The sequence below is a fragment of the Pseudomonas sp. LBUM1641 genome, assembly GCF_059716235.1.
In genome coordinates this window covers 669,663-685,851 of the sequence record NZ_CP166815.1, presented here as the reverse complement: position 1 = coordinate 685,851, position 16,189 = coordinate 669,663, and the positions used below count along the sequence as shown (strand labels likewise).

Here is a 16,189-nt window from a genome sequence, read left to right as displayed (position 1 = left end):
CTCAGAAGCTCCCGGCCAGATCGCGCAGTTGCCCTTCGACCGCATCGCAGGAGCGACGGAACACGCTCGGGTCGGACTCTTCACCTTCTGCTGCAATCACCGTGACGTCTTCGATGCCGATAAAGCCCAACGCGGTGCGCAAGTGCGGATCGGCGTGGTTCATCGCCTCGTTTTCCCCACCCGGGCCAAAGCCATTGCCGCCGCGGCTGGTGATGATCAGCGCCTTTTTGCCCAACAGCAACGGCTGGTATTGGGCGATGCCCTGGCTGTCCTGGGTGATGTCCACGGTGTGGCCCATGCGCACGATCTGGTCGACCCAGGCCTTGAGGCCGCTGGGAATCCCGAAGTTGTACATCGGCACGGAAATCACCAGCAGTTCGTGTTCGACCAGCTCGGCCACCAGCTCATTGCTCAGTTGCAAATCAGCGTGCATGGACAAGGGCATCGACTGCGGCTCAGGGTGAAAACTGGCGGCAATAAAGGCTTCGCTGACATGGGGAATCGATGCACGGCCGACTTCGCGGCGGCTCAGTTGCGCGTCAGGGTTGGCGGCGTGCCAGGCGCCTAGAAACACCTCGGCCAGGCGCCGGGAGTGGGAACGTTCGCCGCGGGGGCTGGAATGGATCGCAAGCATTTTTTTCATCTGTAGGCCTTCACACGCTAGACTCAGGCAACCTGACTGGCCGCCTCTCTTGCCCACAAATCTAGAGATGCCTGGCTTACCTCACAAATGAGCAATAGTTGTTCTGGATGATCTGAATTCATCCATGGAGCCTCATATGTTTGCCTCGCTGCCCCTGACCGCCCTGCGTGCCTTTGAATCGGCGTCGCGCCTGCTGAGCTTCAAGGCCGCCGCCCAGGAGCTGTCGGTAACGCCGACGGCCGTGTCCCACCAGATTCGCTCCCTGGAAACCTGGCTCGGCGTGCCACTGTTCGAGCGCCTGCCGCGCCAGGTGCGACTTACAGAACGCGGCGAGCGCCTGTTCCACAGCCTGCACGGCGCGCTGCTGGACGTCGCGCAAAGCGTCGACACCCTGCGCCCGCAGCGCAGCGCCGGCAATCTCACGCTCTCCACCACGCCGGCGTTTGCCGCTCTTTGGCTGGTGCCGCGACTCGGCCGCTTCTATGCCGCCCATCCGGATATCAGCCTGCGCCTGGACACCCACTGCGCCGTGGTCGATTTGCAGCAGGACGCCAGCGTCGACCTGGTGATCCGCTACAGCATCGACGACTACGTGAACCTGTACGGTTTATGCCTGTTCGACGAATGCTTCGCGGTGTATGGCTCCCCCGAACAGGTCGCCCTGGCGAGCGAACGCACCCCGACCCTGATCAGCGTGCGTTGGCACAACTCCAAGCTGTACGCCCTGGGCTGGCAGGCCTGGTGCGAAAAAGCCGGGGAAGACTGGCTGCAATCCGCCTCGCCACTGCGCGAATACGACGAAGAGCACTACGCCTTGCAAGCAGCGATTGCCGGCCAGGGCCTGGTGTTGGCGAGCAATATCCTGGTTTCGGAAAGCGTCGCCAGCGGTTTACTGGTGCCTTACCGGCCACAGGTCCATGTCGACGGCGCCGGTTACAGCGCCCTGTGCGTGCCGGGCCGTGAACGACACCCGCCGGTCCGGGCGTTTTTTGAATGGTTGCAGGACGAAGCGCGGCTATCGGGACACGCGCTGTAAAATCCGATAAAACTTTTCGGGTTGCCTGGGACTCACAACCAATGAGCGATCACGCCGGCAGAGCGTGGCGCAAAACCGGATTAGTACCAGGAGAATGAGATGACTGACTCACATTTGTCTGACGTAGCCACCTTACGTGAGCGCGCCCGCAAGAACGTCGAAAACGGTGCCGTGACTGAAGGCTATGACGCCGACCGCCAGGAAATCCTGCGTCTGCTCAACGAATCGCTGGCCACCGAACTGGTGTGCGTGCTGCGCTACAAGCGCCACTACTTCATGGCCAATGGCGTCAAGGCGCATGTCGCCGCCGAGGAATTCCTCGAGCACGCCACCCAGGAAGCCGAACACGCCGACAAACTCGCCGAACGCATCGTGCAGTTGGGCGGCGAGCCGGAGTTCAACCCCGACCTGCTGTCGAAAAACTCCCACGCGCAGTACGTGGCCGGTAATACGCTGAAGGAAATGGTCTACGAAGACCTGGTGGCCGAGCGTATTGCGGTGGACAGCTATCGTGAGATCATCCAGTACATCGGCGATAAAGACCCGACTACTCGCCGGATCTTCGAAGAGATCCTGGCCCAGGAAGAAGAACACGCCGATGACATGGCGGATATTCTGCAGGACCTGTAACTAACACAACGAACACCGCAAAACCCATGTGGGAGCGGGCTTGCTCGCGAAGGCGGTGGATCAGTCGGAACATTCTTGACTGATCCACCGCCTTCGCGAGCAAGCCCGCTCCCACATTTGGTTCCCTGCTTTGTCAGCTAGCCTTTCACCGTCTTCGGCGCCTTGCCTTCCTTCATCTGTTGCAGCAACGGCGCACATTGGTTCGGCTCATCGCCGCTCGGTGCCACCAGCGCCAGCAAGCCTGCTGCCGGGCCGGCAATCACACCCAGTGCAACCATTCCCGCGCCACGCAGCATCAGCGGCACCGCCTTCACGCCCGCATTCGGCTTGATAAACGGCCCGTTGACGTACAACGGCGAGCGCAGGGAGAACAAGCGGAAGCCTTTCGACTCTGGCGTGATCGTCAGATCAAGCTGCTCACTGGCCATGTTCGCGGTGCCATCGATGTAGATGATCGCGTTCTCGGTATCGAACACAAACAGACGAGTCGTCGCCAGGCCGGACTTGATACCAAAGTCCGCCGCCGCGCAGTTGATCTTCACTTCCTTGTCGCCAAACAGGCGGCCGACCACGTAGTTACCGACGTTGAGCCCGGCGATTTCCATCAGGCTACGGCTGATGGCGCCGTCGTTGATCAACATCTTCAGATCGCCGTTCGACGTGCCCAACAGCGCCGCGACGGAGTTTCCGCGACCGGAAATGTCGGCGTCACCGTTGAGTTCACCGAAGCTGGTTTTCATCGGTTCAAAGGTCGGGAACAGTTGCTTGAGCTTGAAGTTACGTGCGGTGAGTTTGGCCTGGCCTTCCATCGGCGTGGTGCGCCCATTGAGGCGAATCTGCGCGTCGAGCTTGCCACCGGCTACGCCGAAACGCAGGGGCTCGAGGCTCAACTGGCCATCGTTCAACACCAGGTGGGTATAAAGGTCGGTGAACGGCAGTTCGGCACTGTGGACGATGCGCTTGCCGGTGAATTCGACGTCGGCATCCATGTCGCGCCAGCGCTCCGTGCGAAACTCTTCCACCGGCAGCACCTTGGTCGCCGGCTGTTTGCTTTCGCCGCCACGGGCTTTTTGCTTGGCGTTGGAGTCGGCACCAATCAGCGGCGCCAGGTCGGCCATCAACAGTTGGTTGGAAACCAGCGCGCCCGTGAGCTTGGGCCGTGGCTGACTGGCGACATAGCCAAGGTTGCCGTGGATGTCGCTATTGCCGATCTTGCCGTTGAAGTTTTCATACTGGAACGACGCACCGCTGGCCTCATGCAATTTGGCGATCAGGTGGCCGTCGGTGGAATAGGCCGGCGAATCCGGCAAGGTCACGCCGGTGAGCGGGTACAGGTTGCCCAGGCTGCTGCCGGAGAGCTTGAGGCGCAGGTCGAGCGCGCCAAGGTTCATCGGGTCGGTGAGGGTGCCGGCCAGCGCGATGCTGGTGTCGCCGATCCTGGCCTGGGCTTGCAGCGGGAACGGCTTGGCCGCGTCCTGCAATGCCAGCAGTCCACCGATCTTGCCGGTGCCATCGAGCTTCTGGCCGTGGTACTTGCCTTTGACCTTGAGCTCGAACGCGTAATCCTGCGGCGCCGAGCCTTTTTCCAGGGCTTTCTTGGCGTCGGCATCACCGACGATCTCACCGAAGGGAATTGGCTTGCCAAGCAAATCAATCACTACGTCGAGTTGGGTCTTGAGGGTTTGGTCGTCGAGGGTCACGTGGCCTTTGTCGAAACCAATCGCGCCGATGTCCACCACCCAGTTGGAGGGTTCAGCGTTCGGGTCCTTGGGGTCGAACTTGAAGGTCCAGTTGGCGCGGCCATCGGCCAGGCGCTGCAACTGCGCACTCGGTTCGGCGAGGTCGATACGCGGGATCACCACGCGCTGGGCCAGCAACGCCAGGGGCGAGACGCGCAATTCCACGCGTTTGAGGGTGACCATCTGCGGGGTTTTCGACCAGTCGGGGTTGCCCAGGGTCAGGTCTTCGGCAATCACATGGGGCCACGGAATCCAGGCGCGCCAGCCGCCTTCATCGGGCTCGCGCTGCCAAACCACTGCCAGGTTGCCATTGATGGCAAACGGTCGATGCAGCTCTTCGGAGACCTTTGCGTTGAGCGGCGGCTTGATCCGGTTCCAGTCAAAGAACACCAGGACCAACACCACAATGGCGATTAACAGAACGAAGCTGGCGCAGCTCCAGGCGAGAATTTTACGAGTGCGCGTCATTGCACAGGACTCCAGGTTACGACTGAGCGGGCGCATTGCGGCGCGCGTTTTGACTACAGCTTATATGGCTACGACTGACAAACGGCGCTGGGGTTTAACCCCATTGATGAATTAGCCCTCAAAACCGGCTTTCCTGACCAATCAGACAGTTTCAATCATCAATCACGCACCGTTGTTACCCACGGTCGTGTCGAAAATACCCACCACGGTGCAAAAGCGCGGGCTTGAGACCTGCGAGATAGAGCCCTCGGCGAGAACAATCAATTCTGTTGATTATTACCATTGTGTTTATGAACTTTTATATCGACTTATCAAGAGTAGCATTAGCCCTGTACCCAATTTATCGCCCTCCCAAGGAGCAACCCATCATGAAACGCCAATTACTCGCAAGCTTTGTACTTTCCGTCCTGGCCACCAGCGCATTTGCCCTGCCAGCTGCTGAACAGGCCACCCCACAAGTGAAAGCCGATGCTTCCCACGTTAGCCAAACCCTGGCGCGCAGCGGTGCTTCGGACAAGAACAACACCGACTACAACGGCAGCATCACTGAAAACGGTTCGGACAACGCCAACAAACGCGCTTACACCGAAGGTGTTGTAGAAAACGGCCGTAATCGTCTGGAACAGAAAGGCCTGGTTGAAGGTGGCGCTGATCGCCTGATGGAACGCAACGCTGTTGCCGAAGGTGGCCGTGATCGCCTGGAACAGAAAGGTCTGGTTGAAGGCGGTGCTGAGCAAGCCAACGAACGTGCCTACGCCGGTTCTGTAGCTGAAGGCGGTGCTGACCGTCTGCAAGAACTGCATCAAGCACAGAGCTAAGCCCGTGCTGGCCCTGGAAAAAAGCCCGATCACCCGATCGGGCTTTGACTTTGTGTGAACCGCAACGCCCTTCTCCCTTTTGAAGTTCGACGCTGGCAAAGCTGATTTGCTAGAGTGCGTCGCTGTCCTTGTCCACAAAGCCCGCCTGCCAATGCTGCCCCGTGCCGAACAGAAGCAACAGACCCGACTCGCCCTGATGGACGCAGCCCGCCATCTGATGGAGTGTGGCCGTGGGTTCGGCAGCCTGAGCCTGCGTGAAGTGGCCAAGACCGCCGGCATCGTGCCCACCGGTTTCTACCGTCACTTTGCCGATATGGATCAGCTGGGCCTGGTATTGGTCAGTGAAGTCGGCCAGACCTTTCGCGCGACGATTCGCCTGGTTCGCCACAATGAATTCGTGATGGGCGGCATCATTGATGCCTCAGTGCGGATTTTCCTGGATGTGGTCGCCGCCAACCGTTCGCAATTCCTGTTCCTGGCCCGCGAGCAATACGGTGGCAGCCTCGCCGTTCGCCAAGCCATTGGTGCCCTGCGCGAGGACATCACCAGCGACCTCGCCGCCGACCTGACCCTGATGCCCAAGCTCCAGCACCTGGATGCCGACGGCTTGCACGTAATGGCCGACCTGATCGTCAAGAGCGTGTTCGCCACCTTGCCCGACATCATCGACCCGCCCGCCGAAGCGCTGCCTGCGCACCTCACGCCTCAAGCCAAGATCACCCAGCAACTGCGCTTTATCTTCATTGGCCTCAAGCATTGGCAAGGCCTGGGCAGCACTGAATAACTCATCGCACGGCGTGGAAACGCTTGGCGGTGGTGTAGTTCTTGTTCCAGTAACTGTTAGCCAGTGAGTCGATGCGCACGCTTTTGCCGGTGCGGGGCGAGTGAATGAATTTGCCCTCGCCTATATAGAGGCCGACGTGACTGACCTGGCCGCGCCCATTGCCCCTGAAAAACACCGCATCGCCCGGTTGCAATGCATCGCGCTTGATCGTGGCTGCCGTTGAGCGATGCATCGCAGAAGTCGTGCGGGGCAGATGAATGTTGGCTTCGGTCTTGAACAGGTACACCAGGAAGCTGCTGCAATCGAAGCCTTGCCGCACCGAGGTTCCGCCCCACTTGTAGGGCGTACCCAGCAGTGCATGGGCACGATCGATCACGTTGTCGATAGAAGGCCGCGGGGCAAATGCCGGGGCCCGCTGGAGATTGGCCGAGGCGGATGAAAGGGTGAGCGACAAACTGACAATGATTAAACAGAAAAATGACTTGTACATGATGGAACCGCTGAGAATTAAACACGGAGCGGAATCCTAATGAAACAGCGCGTAACCCGATGAACGCCAAATCCTGAAACTGCGTGGGACAAATCCGAAACAACTCATCACCCTCCCAAAGATGAAAGAAATTTCATGCAGCGAGCCATGGAATTCAACGCTGAGCGCCCGAATCCGGTGCTATAAATCCACTCACGCACCAAAATGAAACATTTTGGAATAATTTCCTGCGCCATCAGGTGGCACACGCCGCCTGCCTACAGGGAATTCCTACTCCCCGCGTGGTTGGCAAGACCCTTGCTCTAGCTTGCTTATCGCTCATAGCTGGAAGCTTTCTGATGCTGGTGATCCACCGCCGAATCGCGCCCGAACCCGTCTGGGCCGCCGAGTTGCTGCTGAACTTCGAAGCCCGCAGCAAAAGCCGCCTGCGCTGTTTCAGTGCCGACGGAGAAGACGTCGGCCTGTTCCTGGAGCGCGGCCAATCGCCACTGCACGATGGCGAATTCCTACAGGCCGAAGACGGACGTGTCGTACGCGTATGTGCCCGGCCTGAACAACTGCTGCACGTCACCTGCGGCAATGCCTTTGAACTGACTCGCGCCGCCTATCACCTGGGCAATCGCCATGTCGCCCTGCAAGTGGGCGACGGCTGGCTGCGCCTGCTCGATGACTACGTGCTCAAGGCCATGCTCGATCAGTTGGGCGCGACGACCGAAACCATCGAGGCCCCCTTCCAGCCGGAACACGGTGCCTATGGCGGTGGCCACCACCACTCCCGCCATGGCGACGAAGACTTCAACTACCCGCCCAAGCTGCACCAGTTCGGCGTACGTCTATGAACCCAGCCTGGGCGCTGTTGCGTCTGGCCAGTCCGCAGTTGCCGATTGGTGGCTACAGCTATTCCCAGGGCCTGGAAATGGCCGTGGAGCAAGCCCGCGTGACCGACCCGGCGAGTGCCGGGCGCTGGATCAGCGATCAACTGTTGCTCAACCTGGCGCGCTTCGAAGCGCCGCTGCTGCTCGCCCACTGCGAGGCCGCCGCGCAACAGGATTGGCCACACCTCGCGCGGTTGTGTGAAGAACACCGCGCCAGCCGCGAAACCCGCGAGCTGTACCAGGAAAGCCGGCAGATGGGTTATTCGCTGCATCAACTGCTCAACGGCTTGCCGGAACTGGACGACGCCGCACGGGAGTTTCTCGCGCAGCGACCCGAACCACACTTGGCCTTGGGCTGGGCGCTGGCCGCCCGCGCCTGGCGGATAAGCCCGGATGACGCCCTGGCCGCCTGGCTGTGGAGCTGGCTGGAAAACCAACTGGCGGTGCTGATGAAAACCTTGCCACTGGGTCAGCAAGCCGCCCAGCGCCTGACCAGTGAACTGCTGCCGCTGCTGCAACAAGCCCAGCACAGCGCCAGCCAGCTCGACCCCAATCACTACGGCAGCGCCGCCTTTGGCCTGTCCCTGGCGTGCATGGCCCATGAGCGCCAGTACAGCCGCCTATTCCGTTCCTAGGGCACTTTATCTTGGAGAATCATATGAACACCCAACCCCTGCGCGTCGGCATCGGCGGCCCGGTCGGCTCCGGCAAGACCGCCCTGACCCTGGCCCTGTGCCTGGCCCTGCGCGACCGCTACAACCTGGCGGTGGTCACCAACGATATCTACACCCGCGAAGACGCCGACTTCCTGGTGCGCAACCAGGCCCTGGCGCCCGAACGCATCATCGGCGTGGAAACCGGCGGCTGCCCCCACACCGCGATTCGCGAAGATGCCTCGATCAACCTCGAAGCCGTGGACCAGTTGAACCGGCGCTTTCCCGGCCTGGACCTGATCCTGGTGGAGTCCGGCGGCGACAACCTGTCGGCCACCTTCAGCCCGGAACTGTCGGACCTGACCATCTACGTGATCGATGTGTCGGCCGGCGACAAGCTGCCGCGCAAAGGCGGGCCGGGGATCTGCAAGTCCGACCTGCTGGTGATCAACAAGATCGACCTGGCGCCGCTGGTGGGCGCGTCCCTGGAGCTGATGAACAGCGACACCCAGCGTATGCGCGGCGGTAAACCTTTCGTCTTCAGCAATCAGAAAACCGGCGTCGGCCTGGAAGAAATCGTCGCCTTCATCGAACGCCAGGGCTTGCTGACCGCAGCCTGATCAACCCCAACAAGGAGCCTGTCCATGCGCCTCAATACACTTCTCGCCGCCGCAGCGTTGCTGCTCACTCCCGCCCTCGCCTTCGCCCACCCCGGCCATGGCGACAACGGCCTGGTGGCCGGCATCAGTCACCCGCTGGGCGGCATCGACCACTTGCTGGCGATGGTCGCCGTGGGCCTGTGGGCCGCTCAACAAAAAGGCTCAGCACGCTGGGCGCTGCCGTGCACCTTTGTCGGCACCATGCTGATCGGCGGGATGCTGGGCTTTGAAGGGCTGGAACTGCCGGCGCTGGAAAGCGGGATTGCCGCGTCGGTGCTGGCGCTGGGCCTGGCGGTTGCGCTGGCAGTGCGTCCGCCGTTGTTCGTGGCGGTGGCAGCGACTGCACTGTTTGCGCTGTTCCATGGCGTGGCGCATGGCTTGGAGCTGCCGGACATGTCCAGCCCTTGGGCGTATGCCGTAGGGTTTGTGGGTGCGACGGCGGTTTTGCATGCGGCGGGCTATGCCGTGGTGCGTTTCCTGCCAGCGGCGGCAGCGCCGTTGGTGCGGGTGGCTGGTGCGGCGTCGGCGGCGACTGGGGTCTGGTTGCTCGCTGCCTGATTTTCGGTGCTCCTGAGGGCCTCTTCGCGAGCAAGCCCGCTCCCACATTCGACTGCATTCCAACAATGGAACTCGATCGAATGTGGGAGCGGGCTTGCTCGCGAAGGCGGCAGTAAAGACAACACCGATCCCAAGCCTGATACCATGTCGCGCAAACACCCCTGCCGTGACGACGCCAGCCGATGCCCATCGCTCCAAGCTCCGCCCTCAAGCCTCAATTGACCGCTGTGTTGACGCACTTCCACGACCTGATCGTGCCGCTCTGGCATGGCCCGGGCTGGAATGCCGACCTGGCGCTGCCCTATGAGGCCCTGGACGCCGATCATCGGCCTTTGCCCCCGCAACGCTACCGCGCCATGGCCTGCGCACGGCAGTTGTACCTGTTCGCCAGCCTGATCGGCGAGCCCGGCGCAGCCTTTGCCGAGGAGCGCGCCGCCGCGCTGTTCCGCTCCCTGCAACGGCACTTCCACGACGCCGAGCACGGCGGCTGGTTCTACAGCATCGACGCCCACGGCAAGCCGCTGGATAAACGCAAAGACCTCTACACCCACGCCTTCATCATCTTTGCCTGCGCCCACTATTGGGCCAAGGTGCGTGAATCGCTGGTGGAGTCGGTGCTTGATGCCGCCCTGGAAGTGGTTGCCGAACGCTTCGCCAACGGCGACGGCCTGTACGAAGCGGTGCTGGAACGTAACTGGTCATCCCTCAAGTCCGGCCCTCTGCAAAACCCGTTGATGCACCTTGCCGAAGGTTTCCTCGCCACGCTGGCCGTGCGTGAAGACGCCGTCACCCAAGACGCACTGGTGGACCTGGCCAACGCCATGCAAAAGCGCTTCATCGACCGCCAACAGGGCGTGATGATGGAAAAACCGCTGGGCGCTGTGGATAACTGGTTTGAGCCGGGGCACCAGTTCGAATGGTTCTTCCTGCTGGAGTCTTCGGACTTGTTGCGGGACACGCCGCTGCACGCATCGTTGAACAAAGCGTTCACCTATGCCGAGCAAAAGGGTGTGGATAAAGTGACTGGCGCGGTCAGCGGCATGCTTGCCCTGGACGGCAGCGTACGCGACGGCACCCAGCGTATCTGGGCCCAGGCCGAATACCTGCGGGCGCTGACCTTGCGGCCCAACAGTGAAGCCGTGCTGCAACGCCAATTGCTGGCGTTGCAACAGCGCTTCCTGCACGACAAAGGCTGGAATGAGTGCCTGGATGCCAAGGGGCAAGTGAGCCGACGGGACATGCCGTCGACCACGCCTTACCACTTGGCGACGTGCTACCTGGGCCTTACGCAATCCATTTGCGATCCCCGGTAAAACTGATCGTCAGCCAGCGCGCCGCGTCCGGCTTGCCCAACCCTGTGGATATTTCTTCGCGCAGCCCGTCCAGGGTGGCGACGTTATCCACCGGGTAATCCGCCGGCAGCACCACATGAATCTCGATAAACCGCGCCCGCCCGTGCTTCTGCACGTAGGACACGTAGTCGTCGAAACCATGCCTGGCCTGGGCCGCATCCATTACTTCGCGCACTTTGCCGTCCAGTTGGTCCGGCACAATCCCCAGCACATCCCGTAGCGCCGGGCGCAGGATCTTGAAGGCCGGCGCCAGCATGCTCAACGCCAGCAGGATCAGGATCAACGGGTCGACATACACCGCCCACTGCCCGTAGCCCTGGGACTTGAGCAACAGCGCAGCCAGGAAGCTCACCAGCAGCCCCACCGACAGCATCGCGTCCACCAGCCAGCTGATGTTGTCGAACTGGATCAGCGACGACTTGAGCGTGCGATTGCGGTAACGCACATAGAAGAAATAGGCGAACTCGACGACGGTAAACACCGCCGCGTAGATGATCACCAGGCCCAACTCGATATCGCGCCCGCCATTGATAATGCCGAACACACCGTTGAGAAACGCATAGATAGCGATCAACAGCAGGAAACTGCCTTCGATCAACAGCACCATGGGCTCCAGGTGCCAGTAGCCGAACTGGAAACGTTCGTTGCTTTTCTTGGCGATCAGCTTGGCCGTGATCAGCATCAGCACCTTGATGGCCGTGGCGATCAGCGAGAAAAAGCCGTCGAATAAAATCGATTGGGCGCCCGACACCACACCCGTGACAATCCCGGCGATCGCTACGGCGAACATCAGGATGGTCGATTGTTTGAGCAGCGACTGCTCACCTCGGTTACTCACATATCCTCCTGTCAAAACCTTAAAACCGCACAGCGCGGCGGGGTTTTCAGGAGTGGAGTGTACCTTATGTCCTGTTTTGGCCGATTTGCCGCATATTCAAGGCTGACAAAAACCTGTGGCGAGGGAGCTTGCTCCCGCTGGGCTGCGAAGCCGCCCCAAAAAAGCCAGGGCCGCTTCGCGCCCCAGCGGGAGCAAGCTCCCTCGCCACAACAGCTCGACGAAATTAGCCCTTGGCGCCACGCTCAATCGCAAACCCGGCCCAGGTCTGGCTGACCGGCATCAGTTCCAGACGGTTGATGTTCACGTGCGCCGGGGTGTTCAGCACCCAGAAGATCGTGTCGGCGATGTCCTGTGGCTGGATCGGCTCGGCACCGGCATAAGTCGCGTCATACCGCGCCTGGTCACCGGCAAACCGCACCAGGGAGAACTCGCTTTCGCACAGGCCGGGCTCAATGTTGGTCACGCGCACGCCGGTGCCTTGCAAGTCACACCGCAGGTTCAGCGAGAACTGTTTGACGAAGGCCTTGGTGCCGCCATACACGTGGCTGCCCGGGTACGGGTAGCTGCCGGCGATGGAACCAAGGTTGATGATGCCGGCGCCACGGCCATGGGCGATCAGGCGCGGCAACAGCAGGCTGGTGGTGGTCAGCAGGCCTTTGATGTTGGTGTCGACCATGGTTTCCCAATCGTCGAGGCTGCACTTGGGCGCAGGGTCGGTGCCCACCGCCAGGCCGGCGTTGTTGATCAGCCCGCGCAGCGTGGCGAAGGAAGGCGGCAGGTTGGCAATTGCCTCTTCCATGGCCTTGCGGTCACGCACGTCCACCACCAGGCCATGCACTTCGGTCTGCTTGGAGAGCTCGGCGCACAGGGCGTTCAGACGCTCTGCGCGACGGCCGGTGAGCACCAGTTTCCAGCCGGCTTCGGCAAAACGGCGGGCACAGGCTTCGCCGAAACCGGAGGTCGCGCCAGTAATAAACAGCGTATTGGACATGGTGTTCTCCTTGCAGGGCTACGAGGTAAAAAATCAGCCAGCAGAATGCCCGGCTGCCGGGCTGGCGGCAACTGATACACGCTGTGGACACAGGTGAATGCCGCTCATACTGTACGAAATTCAACCAATCGCCCGGGACCCATACAGGCCGTGGCGTGCAGCCATGTGCGCGCACCTTATCCACAGCCCCGTCCACAGTCTTTGGGGGCAAGTGCAAAAGCTGAAAGCCACGGTGTACAAGGCTTTCAGCGCGATTCAAAAAGTTTTTTGCTTGACCTGGACCAAGCCATATGTAGCCCGGTTCAAAACAGTGCACTCAGGGCGATGGCTCCAGGCCAGTCATTCCGGCCTCTGCGGCACTCTTTCCAGAGTTTAGTCACAGACTTATCCACAGGCCGGAGTGACATATTCCGGTCATATACCTGTGTCTTTAAACAGGTTGACAAAACCCTCGGGTGGTCGCGAAAAACTCACTGATCAATAAACAACCACCGCGCTACAAGCCACGAAAACAAAGGCCTCCAGCCAGCTACTCCCACGTTACCCACAGCCGGTTCCACAGTGGTTGGGGACAAGTCAAAACTGTGACAAAACAGGGATTTGCGGCGGCTATATGTCGCGCTTTGGCAGGTGGCTGGATTTGTTGTCCACAATTTGCCGCAAGCGCAAAAAACTGTAGGAGCGAGCGTGCTCGCGAAGAACGTTAACGATGACGCGGGCATTCAGAATGAACGCGGCGCCCTCAGGTTCTTCGCGAGCAAGCTCGCTCCTACAGAGGGTCCAACTGGTGATCAGTGCCCGCCGAGGTAGGCGTTACGCACCTCCTCATTCACCAGCAGCTCCTTGCCAGTGCCTGTAAGGCGAATTTCGCCGTTGACCATCACGTACGCCCGGTCCGACAAGCGCAACGCATGGTTGGCGTTCTGCTCCACCAGGAAGATGGTCATGCCGGTAGACGCCAGCTCCCGCAGCGTGGCGAAGATTTGCTTCACCACAATCGGCGCCAGCCCCAGGCTCGGCTCGTCCAGCAGCAACAACTTGGGGCGGCTCATCAGCGCGCGGGCGATGGCGAGCATCTGCTGCTCACCACCGGACATGGTCATCGCCCGCTGGTTACGCCGCTCCTTGAGCCGCGGAAACAGCTCGAACATCCGCTGCATATCCTCGGTAGCGAACTTGTCGCCAATCGGGATGGTGCCCATCAGCAGGTTTTCCTCGACGGTCATGTCGGGGAATACCCGCCGCCCTTCCGGCGACTGCGCAATGCCGTTGGAGGCGATGTAGTGGGACGACTTGTGGGTAATGTCGACGCCGCGATAGATGATCTGCCCGGACTCGGCCCGTGGCTGGCCAAAGATCGACATCAGCAGCGTGGATTTACCCGCGCCGTTGGAGCCGATCAGGCTGACGGTTTCGCCTTCGTTGATGTGCAGCGAGACTTTCTTCAAGGCCTGGATCGGGCCGTAGTACACGTCCAGGTCTTTCAGTTCGAGGATTGGCTCACTCATACCAGCTCCTCTTCATCAGCGCCCAGATAAGCCGCGATCACTTTAGGATCGTTGCGGATCGCTTCCGGGCCGCCTTCGGCAATCACGTTGCCGTGGTCCAGCACCACGATGTGGTCGGAAATACTCATTACCATGCCCATGTCGTGTTCGATCAGCACCACCGTCAGGTCGTGCTCGTCCCGCAGCAGGCGAATCATCGCGCTGAGGGCTTCGGTTTCCTGGGGGTTGAGGCCGGCAGCCGGTTCGTCGAGGCAGATGATCTGCGGCCGGGTGCACATGGCGCGGGCGATTTCCAGGCGGCGTTGTTGGCCATAGGACAGCTCGCCGGCCAGGCGGTTGGCGCAGTCCACCAGGTCCACCACTTCCAGCCAGTAGAAGGCATGGTCGAGGGCATCGCTTTCAGCCTTGCGGTAACCCTTGGTGTTGAGGATGCCCGCGAGCATGTTGCGGTTGACCCACATGTGTTGGGCCACCAGCAAGTTCTCCACCACCGACATTTCCTTGAACAGGCGAATGTTCTGGAAGGTGCGCGCCAAACCGGCACGGTTCACCAGGTGTGTGCCGCCGAACATCTTGTAGAACACCCGGCTGAAGAAGCTTTTCGGCGAAACAAAGTCGGTGACCTTGAAGCGCTCGCCCAGCAGTTGGATCACGTTGGTCTGCTTGCCGCGCACATTGAGTTCGATCTTGCCGCCGGAGGCTTTGTAGAAACCGGTCAGGCAGTTGAACACCGTGGTCTTGCCAGCGCCATTGGGGCCGATCAGGGCGAAGATCGAGTTGCGTTTGACCTGCAGGCTCACATCGCTCAAGGCCTTGATGCCACCGAAGTGCATCATCAGGTGTTCCACGGAGAGGACGACTTCCTTGCTCATGGCGCCACTCCTTTACGTGGGACTACACCGGTACGGCTGATACGAATCAGGCCTCGTGGTCGCCAGATCATCATCACCACCATCAACACGCCAAACAACAGCACGCGGTACTCGGAGAAGCTGCGCAGCAGTTCCGGCGCCACGGTCAGTACGAACGCGGCAATCACTACGCCGACGGTCGAGCCCATGCCGCCCAACACCACGATGGCCAGGATCAGCGCCGACTCGAAGAAGGTGAACGACGACGGGTTGACGAAGCCCTGGTAGCTGGAGAAAAACACCCCGGCCAGACCGGCAGTGGAAGCGCCGATGGTGAACGCCGAGAGCTTCACCAGTACGTGGTTGAGGCCCATGGAACGACAAGCGATTTCATCTTCGCGCAAGGCTTCCCAGGCGCGGCCCACCGGCATGCGGGTCAGGCGGTGCTTGATGTACAGCACCAGCAGCACCACCAGGAACAGCACGATGTAGATAAACAGGAATTTGAAGTTGGGGTTGTAGTCGATGCCGAAGAACTCGTGGAACGGCACCCCGCCGTCCTTCGCCTTACGCACGAACTCCAGGCCGAAAAAGGTTGGCGACGGCACCGGCATGCCGTTCGGACCACCGGTAAACGACAGCCAGTTGTTCAGCACCAGGCGGATGATCTCACCGAAGCCCAGGGTCACGATCGCCAGGTAATCCCCGTGCATTCGCAACACTGGGAACCCGAGTATGCACCCCGCCAACGCCGCGCAGATCGCCGCCAGCGGCAGCACCGTCCAGAAGCCCAAACCGAGGTATTGATAACCCAGCGCCAGGCCATAGGCACCGATGGCGTAGAACGCCACGTAACCGAGGTCGAGCAGCCCGGCCAGGCCCACCACGATGTTCAGGCCCAGGCCCAACAACACGTAGATCAACCCGAGGATCACCACGGTCAGCAGGTATTTGTTGGCGAAGAACGGGAACACGATGGCAATCACGATCAACGCCGGGATGATCCAGCGCAGGCGCGATTTGTAGTCCGGCTTGAGCACATGCACACCGGAGCCGGTGCTTTCAAAACCCTGCAGAATCCGCAGGCCCTTGGGGGTTTGCAGGAACAGGCTCATGGCGAACCGGCCGATCATCACGATGGCCACCAGGATGCCGACGCGCGCCGGTTGCAGGTTGAAGCTGTAGCCGTCGAGGACCACGCCGACGATCGGACCGAACACGATCAGCGAAATCAGCCCGGCGAGTACCGCATCGACGACACTTTTCTTGATATCGATAGAGTAGGCAGCAGACATA

17 protein-coding genes are annotated in these 16,189 nt (G+C 60.7%); 9 read left to right on the top strand and 8 right to left on the bottom strand.

The window, feature by feature from the left end:
* Position 1: 1 nt before the first annotated feature.
* Complete coding sequence (locus tag ACA046_RS03055; protein ID WP_497675884.1) at positions 2-643, bottom strand: FMN-dependent NADH-azoreductase; 642 nt, start codon at positions 641-643, stop codon at positions 2-4.
* Positions 644-767: 124 nt separating this feature from the next.
* On the opposite strand from ACA046_RS03055, the gene ACA046_RS03050 reads away from it, so the two are divergent.
* The gene (locus ACA046_RS03050) at positions 768-1,679 is read left to right on the top strand and encodes a LysR substrate-binding domain-containing protein (protein WP_497675883.1); all 912 of its coding nucleotides are present in this window, start codon (positions 768-770) and stop codon (positions 1,677-1,679) included.
* 99 nt (positions 1,680-1,778) lie between these two features.
* Positions 1,779-2,309 (top strand): ferritin-like domain-containing protein, encoded by a 531-nt coding sequence (locus ACA046_RS03045; protein ID WP_459025748.1) that lies wholly within the window; start codon positions 1,779-1,781, stop codon positions 2,307-2,309.
* A 137-nt stretch (positions 2,310-2,446) separates the two neighbouring features.
* Here ACA046_RS03045 and ACA046_RS03040 read toward each other — a convergent pair whose 3' ends face one another.
* A complete protein-coding gene (locus ACA046_RS03040; protein ID WP_497675882.1) occupies positions 2,447-4,516 on the bottom strand; it encodes an AsmA family protein in 2,070 nt (689 codons plus the stop codon).
* Positions 4,517-4,884: 368 nt separating this feature from the next.
* On the opposite strand from ACA046_RS03040, the gene ACA046_RS03035 reads away from it, so the two are divergent.
* Together ACA046_RS03035 and ACA046_RS03030 are read left to right on the top strand one after the other, a co-directional pair.
* On the top strand, positions 4,885-5,334 hold the full coding sequence (locus ACA046_RS03035; protein WP_076018022.1) for a hypothetical protein: 450 nt from the start codon (positions 4,885-4,887) through the stop codon (positions 5,332-5,334).
* Between the two features lie 151 nt (positions 5,335-5,485).
* Positions 5,486-6,118, top strand: coding sequence for a TetR family transcriptional regulator (locus ACA046_RS03030; protein WP_017478372.1), 633 nt, complete (start codon positions 5,486-5,488; stop codon positions 6,116-6,118).
* A 1-nt stretch (position 6,119) separates the two neighbouring features.
* Here the strand turns inward: ACA046_RS03030 and ACA046_RS03025 are convergent, their stop codons facing one another.
* Entirely contained in the window at positions 6,120-6,608 is a 489-nt protein-coding gene (locus ACA046_RS03025; protein WP_459025743.1) for a C40 family peptidase, read from the bottom strand.
* Positions 6,609-6,946: 338 nt separating this feature from the next.
* On the opposite strand from ACA046_RS03025, the gene ureE reads away from it, so the two are divergent.
* The 5 genes from ureE to ACA046_RS03000 all read left to right on the top strand — a co-directional run bounded on the left by ureE (position 6,947) and on the right by ACA046_RS03000 (position 10,666).
* On the top strand, positions 6,947-7,447 hold the full coding sequence (gene ureE, locus ACA046_RS03020; protein ID WP_497675881.1) for an urease accessory protein UreE: 501 nt from the start codon (positions 6,947-6,949) through the stop codon (positions 7,445-7,447).
* Entirely contained in the window at positions 7,444-8,118 is a 675-nt protein-coding gene (locus ACA046_RS03015) for an urease accessory protein UreF (protein WP_459025739.1), read from the top strand. The genes ureE and ACA046_RS03015 overlap by 4 nt, the downstream gene beginning before the upstream one ends.
* Positions 8,119-8,141: 23 nt before the next feature.
* Positions 8,142-8,756, top strand: coding sequence for an urease accessory protein UreG (gene ureG, locus ACA046_RS03010; protein WP_003217431.1), 615 nt, complete (start codon positions 8,142-8,144; stop codon positions 8,754-8,756).
* 24 nt (positions 8,757-8,780) lie between these two features.
* A complete protein-coding gene (locus ACA046_RS03005) occupies positions 8,781-9,353 on the top strand; it encodes a HupE/UreJ family protein (protein WP_459025737.1) in 573 nt (190 codons plus the stop codon).
* 182 nt (positions 9,354-9,535) lie between these two features.
* Positions 9,536-10,666: an AGE family epimerase/isomerase gene (locus ACA046_RS03000; RefSeq protein WP_497675880.1), complete on the top strand. Its 1,131-nt coding sequence runs from the start codon at positions 9,536-9,538 to the stop codon at positions 10,664-10,666.
* Here ACA046_RS03000 and ACA046_RS02995 read toward each other — a convergent pair.
* The 5 genes from ACA046_RS02995 to livM all read right to left on the bottom strand — a co-directional run bounded on the left by ACA046_RS02995 (position 10,638) and on the right by livM (position 16,188).
* The gene (locus ACA046_RS02995) at positions 10,638-11,543 is read right to left on the bottom strand and encodes a cation diffusion facilitator family transporter (RefSeq protein WP_003217435.1); all 906 of its coding nucleotides are present in this window, start codon (positions 11,541-11,543) and stop codon (positions 10,638-10,640) included. The two genes, ACA046_RS03000 and ACA046_RS02995, sit on opposite strands and share 29 nt — an antisense overlap.
* A gap of 223 nt (positions 11,544-11,766) precedes the next feature.
* Entirely contained in the window at positions 11,767-12,534 is a 768-nt protein-coding gene (locus tag ACA046_RS02990; RefSeq protein ID WP_010173913.1) for an SDR family oxidoreductase, read from the bottom strand.
* Between the two features lie 791 nt (positions 12,535-13,325).
* Entirely contained in the window at positions 13,326-14,042 is a 717-nt protein-coding gene (locus ACA046_RS02985) for an ABC transporter ATP-binding protein (protein ID WP_226475855.1), read from the bottom strand.
* Positions 14,039-14,914: an ABC transporter ATP-binding protein gene (locus ACA046_RS02980; protein ID WP_076018031.1), complete on the bottom strand. Its 876-nt coding sequence runs from the start codon at positions 14,912-14,914 to the stop codon at positions 14,039-14,041. The genes ACA046_RS02985 and ACA046_RS02980 overlap by 4 nt, the downstream gene beginning before the upstream one ends.
* Positions 14,911-16,188 (bottom strand): high-affinity branched-chain amino acid ABC transporter permease LivM, encoded by a 1,278-nt coding sequence (livM, locus tag ACA046_RS02975; RefSeq protein ID WP_497675879.1) that lies wholly within the window; start codon positions 16,186-16,188, stop codon positions 14,911-14,913. The genes ACA046_RS02980 and livM overlap by 4 nt, the downstream gene beginning before the upstream one ends.
* Position 16,189 lies beyond the last annotated feature (1 nt).

What these genes read in the sequence shown, in the direction of transcription:
- ACA046_RS03055 (WP_497675884.1), bottom strand. Translation starts at nt 643, where the DNA reads ATGAAAAAAATGCTTGCGATCCATTCCAGCCCCCGCGGCGAACGTTCC.
- ACA046_RS03050 (WP_497675883.1), top strand. Translation starts at nt 768, where the DNA reads ATGGAGCCTCATATGTTTGCCTCGCTGCCCCTGACCGCCCTGCGTGCC.
- ACA046_RS03045 (WP_459025748.1), top strand. Translation starts at nt 1,779, where the DNA reads ATGACTGACTCACATTTGTCTGACGTAGCCACCTTACGTGAGCGCGCC.
- ACA046_RS03040 (WP_497675882.1), bottom strand. Translation starts at nt 4,516, where the DNA reads ATGACGCGCACTCGTAAAATTCTCGCCTGGAGCTGCGCCAGCTTCGTT.
- ACA046_RS03035 (WP_076018022.1), top strand. Translation starts at nt 4,885, where the DNA reads ATGAAACGCCAATTACTCGCAAGCTTTGTACTTTCCGTCCTGGCCACC.
- ACA046_RS03030 (WP_017478372.1), top strand. Translation starts at nt 5,486, where the DNA reads ATGCTGCCCCGTGCCGAACAGAAGCAACAGACCCGACTCGCCCTGATG.
- ACA046_RS03025 (WP_459025743.1), bottom strand. Translation starts at nt 6,608, where the DNA reads ATGTACAAGTCATTTTTCTGTTTAATCATTGTCAGTTTGTCGCTCACC.
- ureE (WP_497675881.1), top strand. Translation starts at nt 6,947, where the DNA reads ATGCTGGTGATCCACCGCCGAATCGCGCCCGAACCCGTCTGGGCCGCC.
- ACA046_RS03015 (WP_459025739.1), top strand. Translation starts at nt 7,444, where the DNA reads ATGAACCCAGCCTGGGCGCTGTTGCGTCTGGCCAGTCCGCAGTTGCCG.
- ureG (WP_003217431.1), top strand. Translation starts at nt 8,142, where the DNA reads ATGAACACCCAACCCCTGCGCGTCGGCATCGGCGGCCCGGTCGGCTCC.
- ACA046_RS03005 (WP_459025737.1), top strand. Translation starts at nt 8,781, where the DNA reads ATGCGCCTCAATACACTTCTCGCCGCCGCAGCGTTGCTGCTCACTCCC.
- ACA046_RS03000 (WP_497675880.1), top strand. Translation starts at nt 9,536, where the DNA reads ATGCCCATCGCTCCAAGCTCCGCCCTCAAGCCTCAATTGACCGCTGTG.
- ACA046_RS02990 (WP_010173913.1), bottom strand. Translation starts at nt 12,534, where the DNA reads ATGTCCAATACGCTGTTTATTACTGGCGCGACCTCCGGTTTCGGCGAA.
- ACA046_RS02985 (WP_226475855.1), bottom strand. Translation starts at nt 14,042, where the DNA reads ATGAGTGAGCCAATCCTCGAACTGAAAGACCTGGACGTGTACTACGGC.
- ACA046_RS02980 (WP_076018031.1), bottom strand. Translation starts at nt 14,914, where the DNA reads ATGAGCAAGGAAGTCGTCCTCTCCGTGGAACACCTGATGATGCACTTC.
- livM (WP_497675879.1), bottom strand. Translation starts at nt 16,188, where the DNA reads ATGTCTGCTGCCTACTCTATCGATATCAAGAAAAGTGTCGTCGATGCG.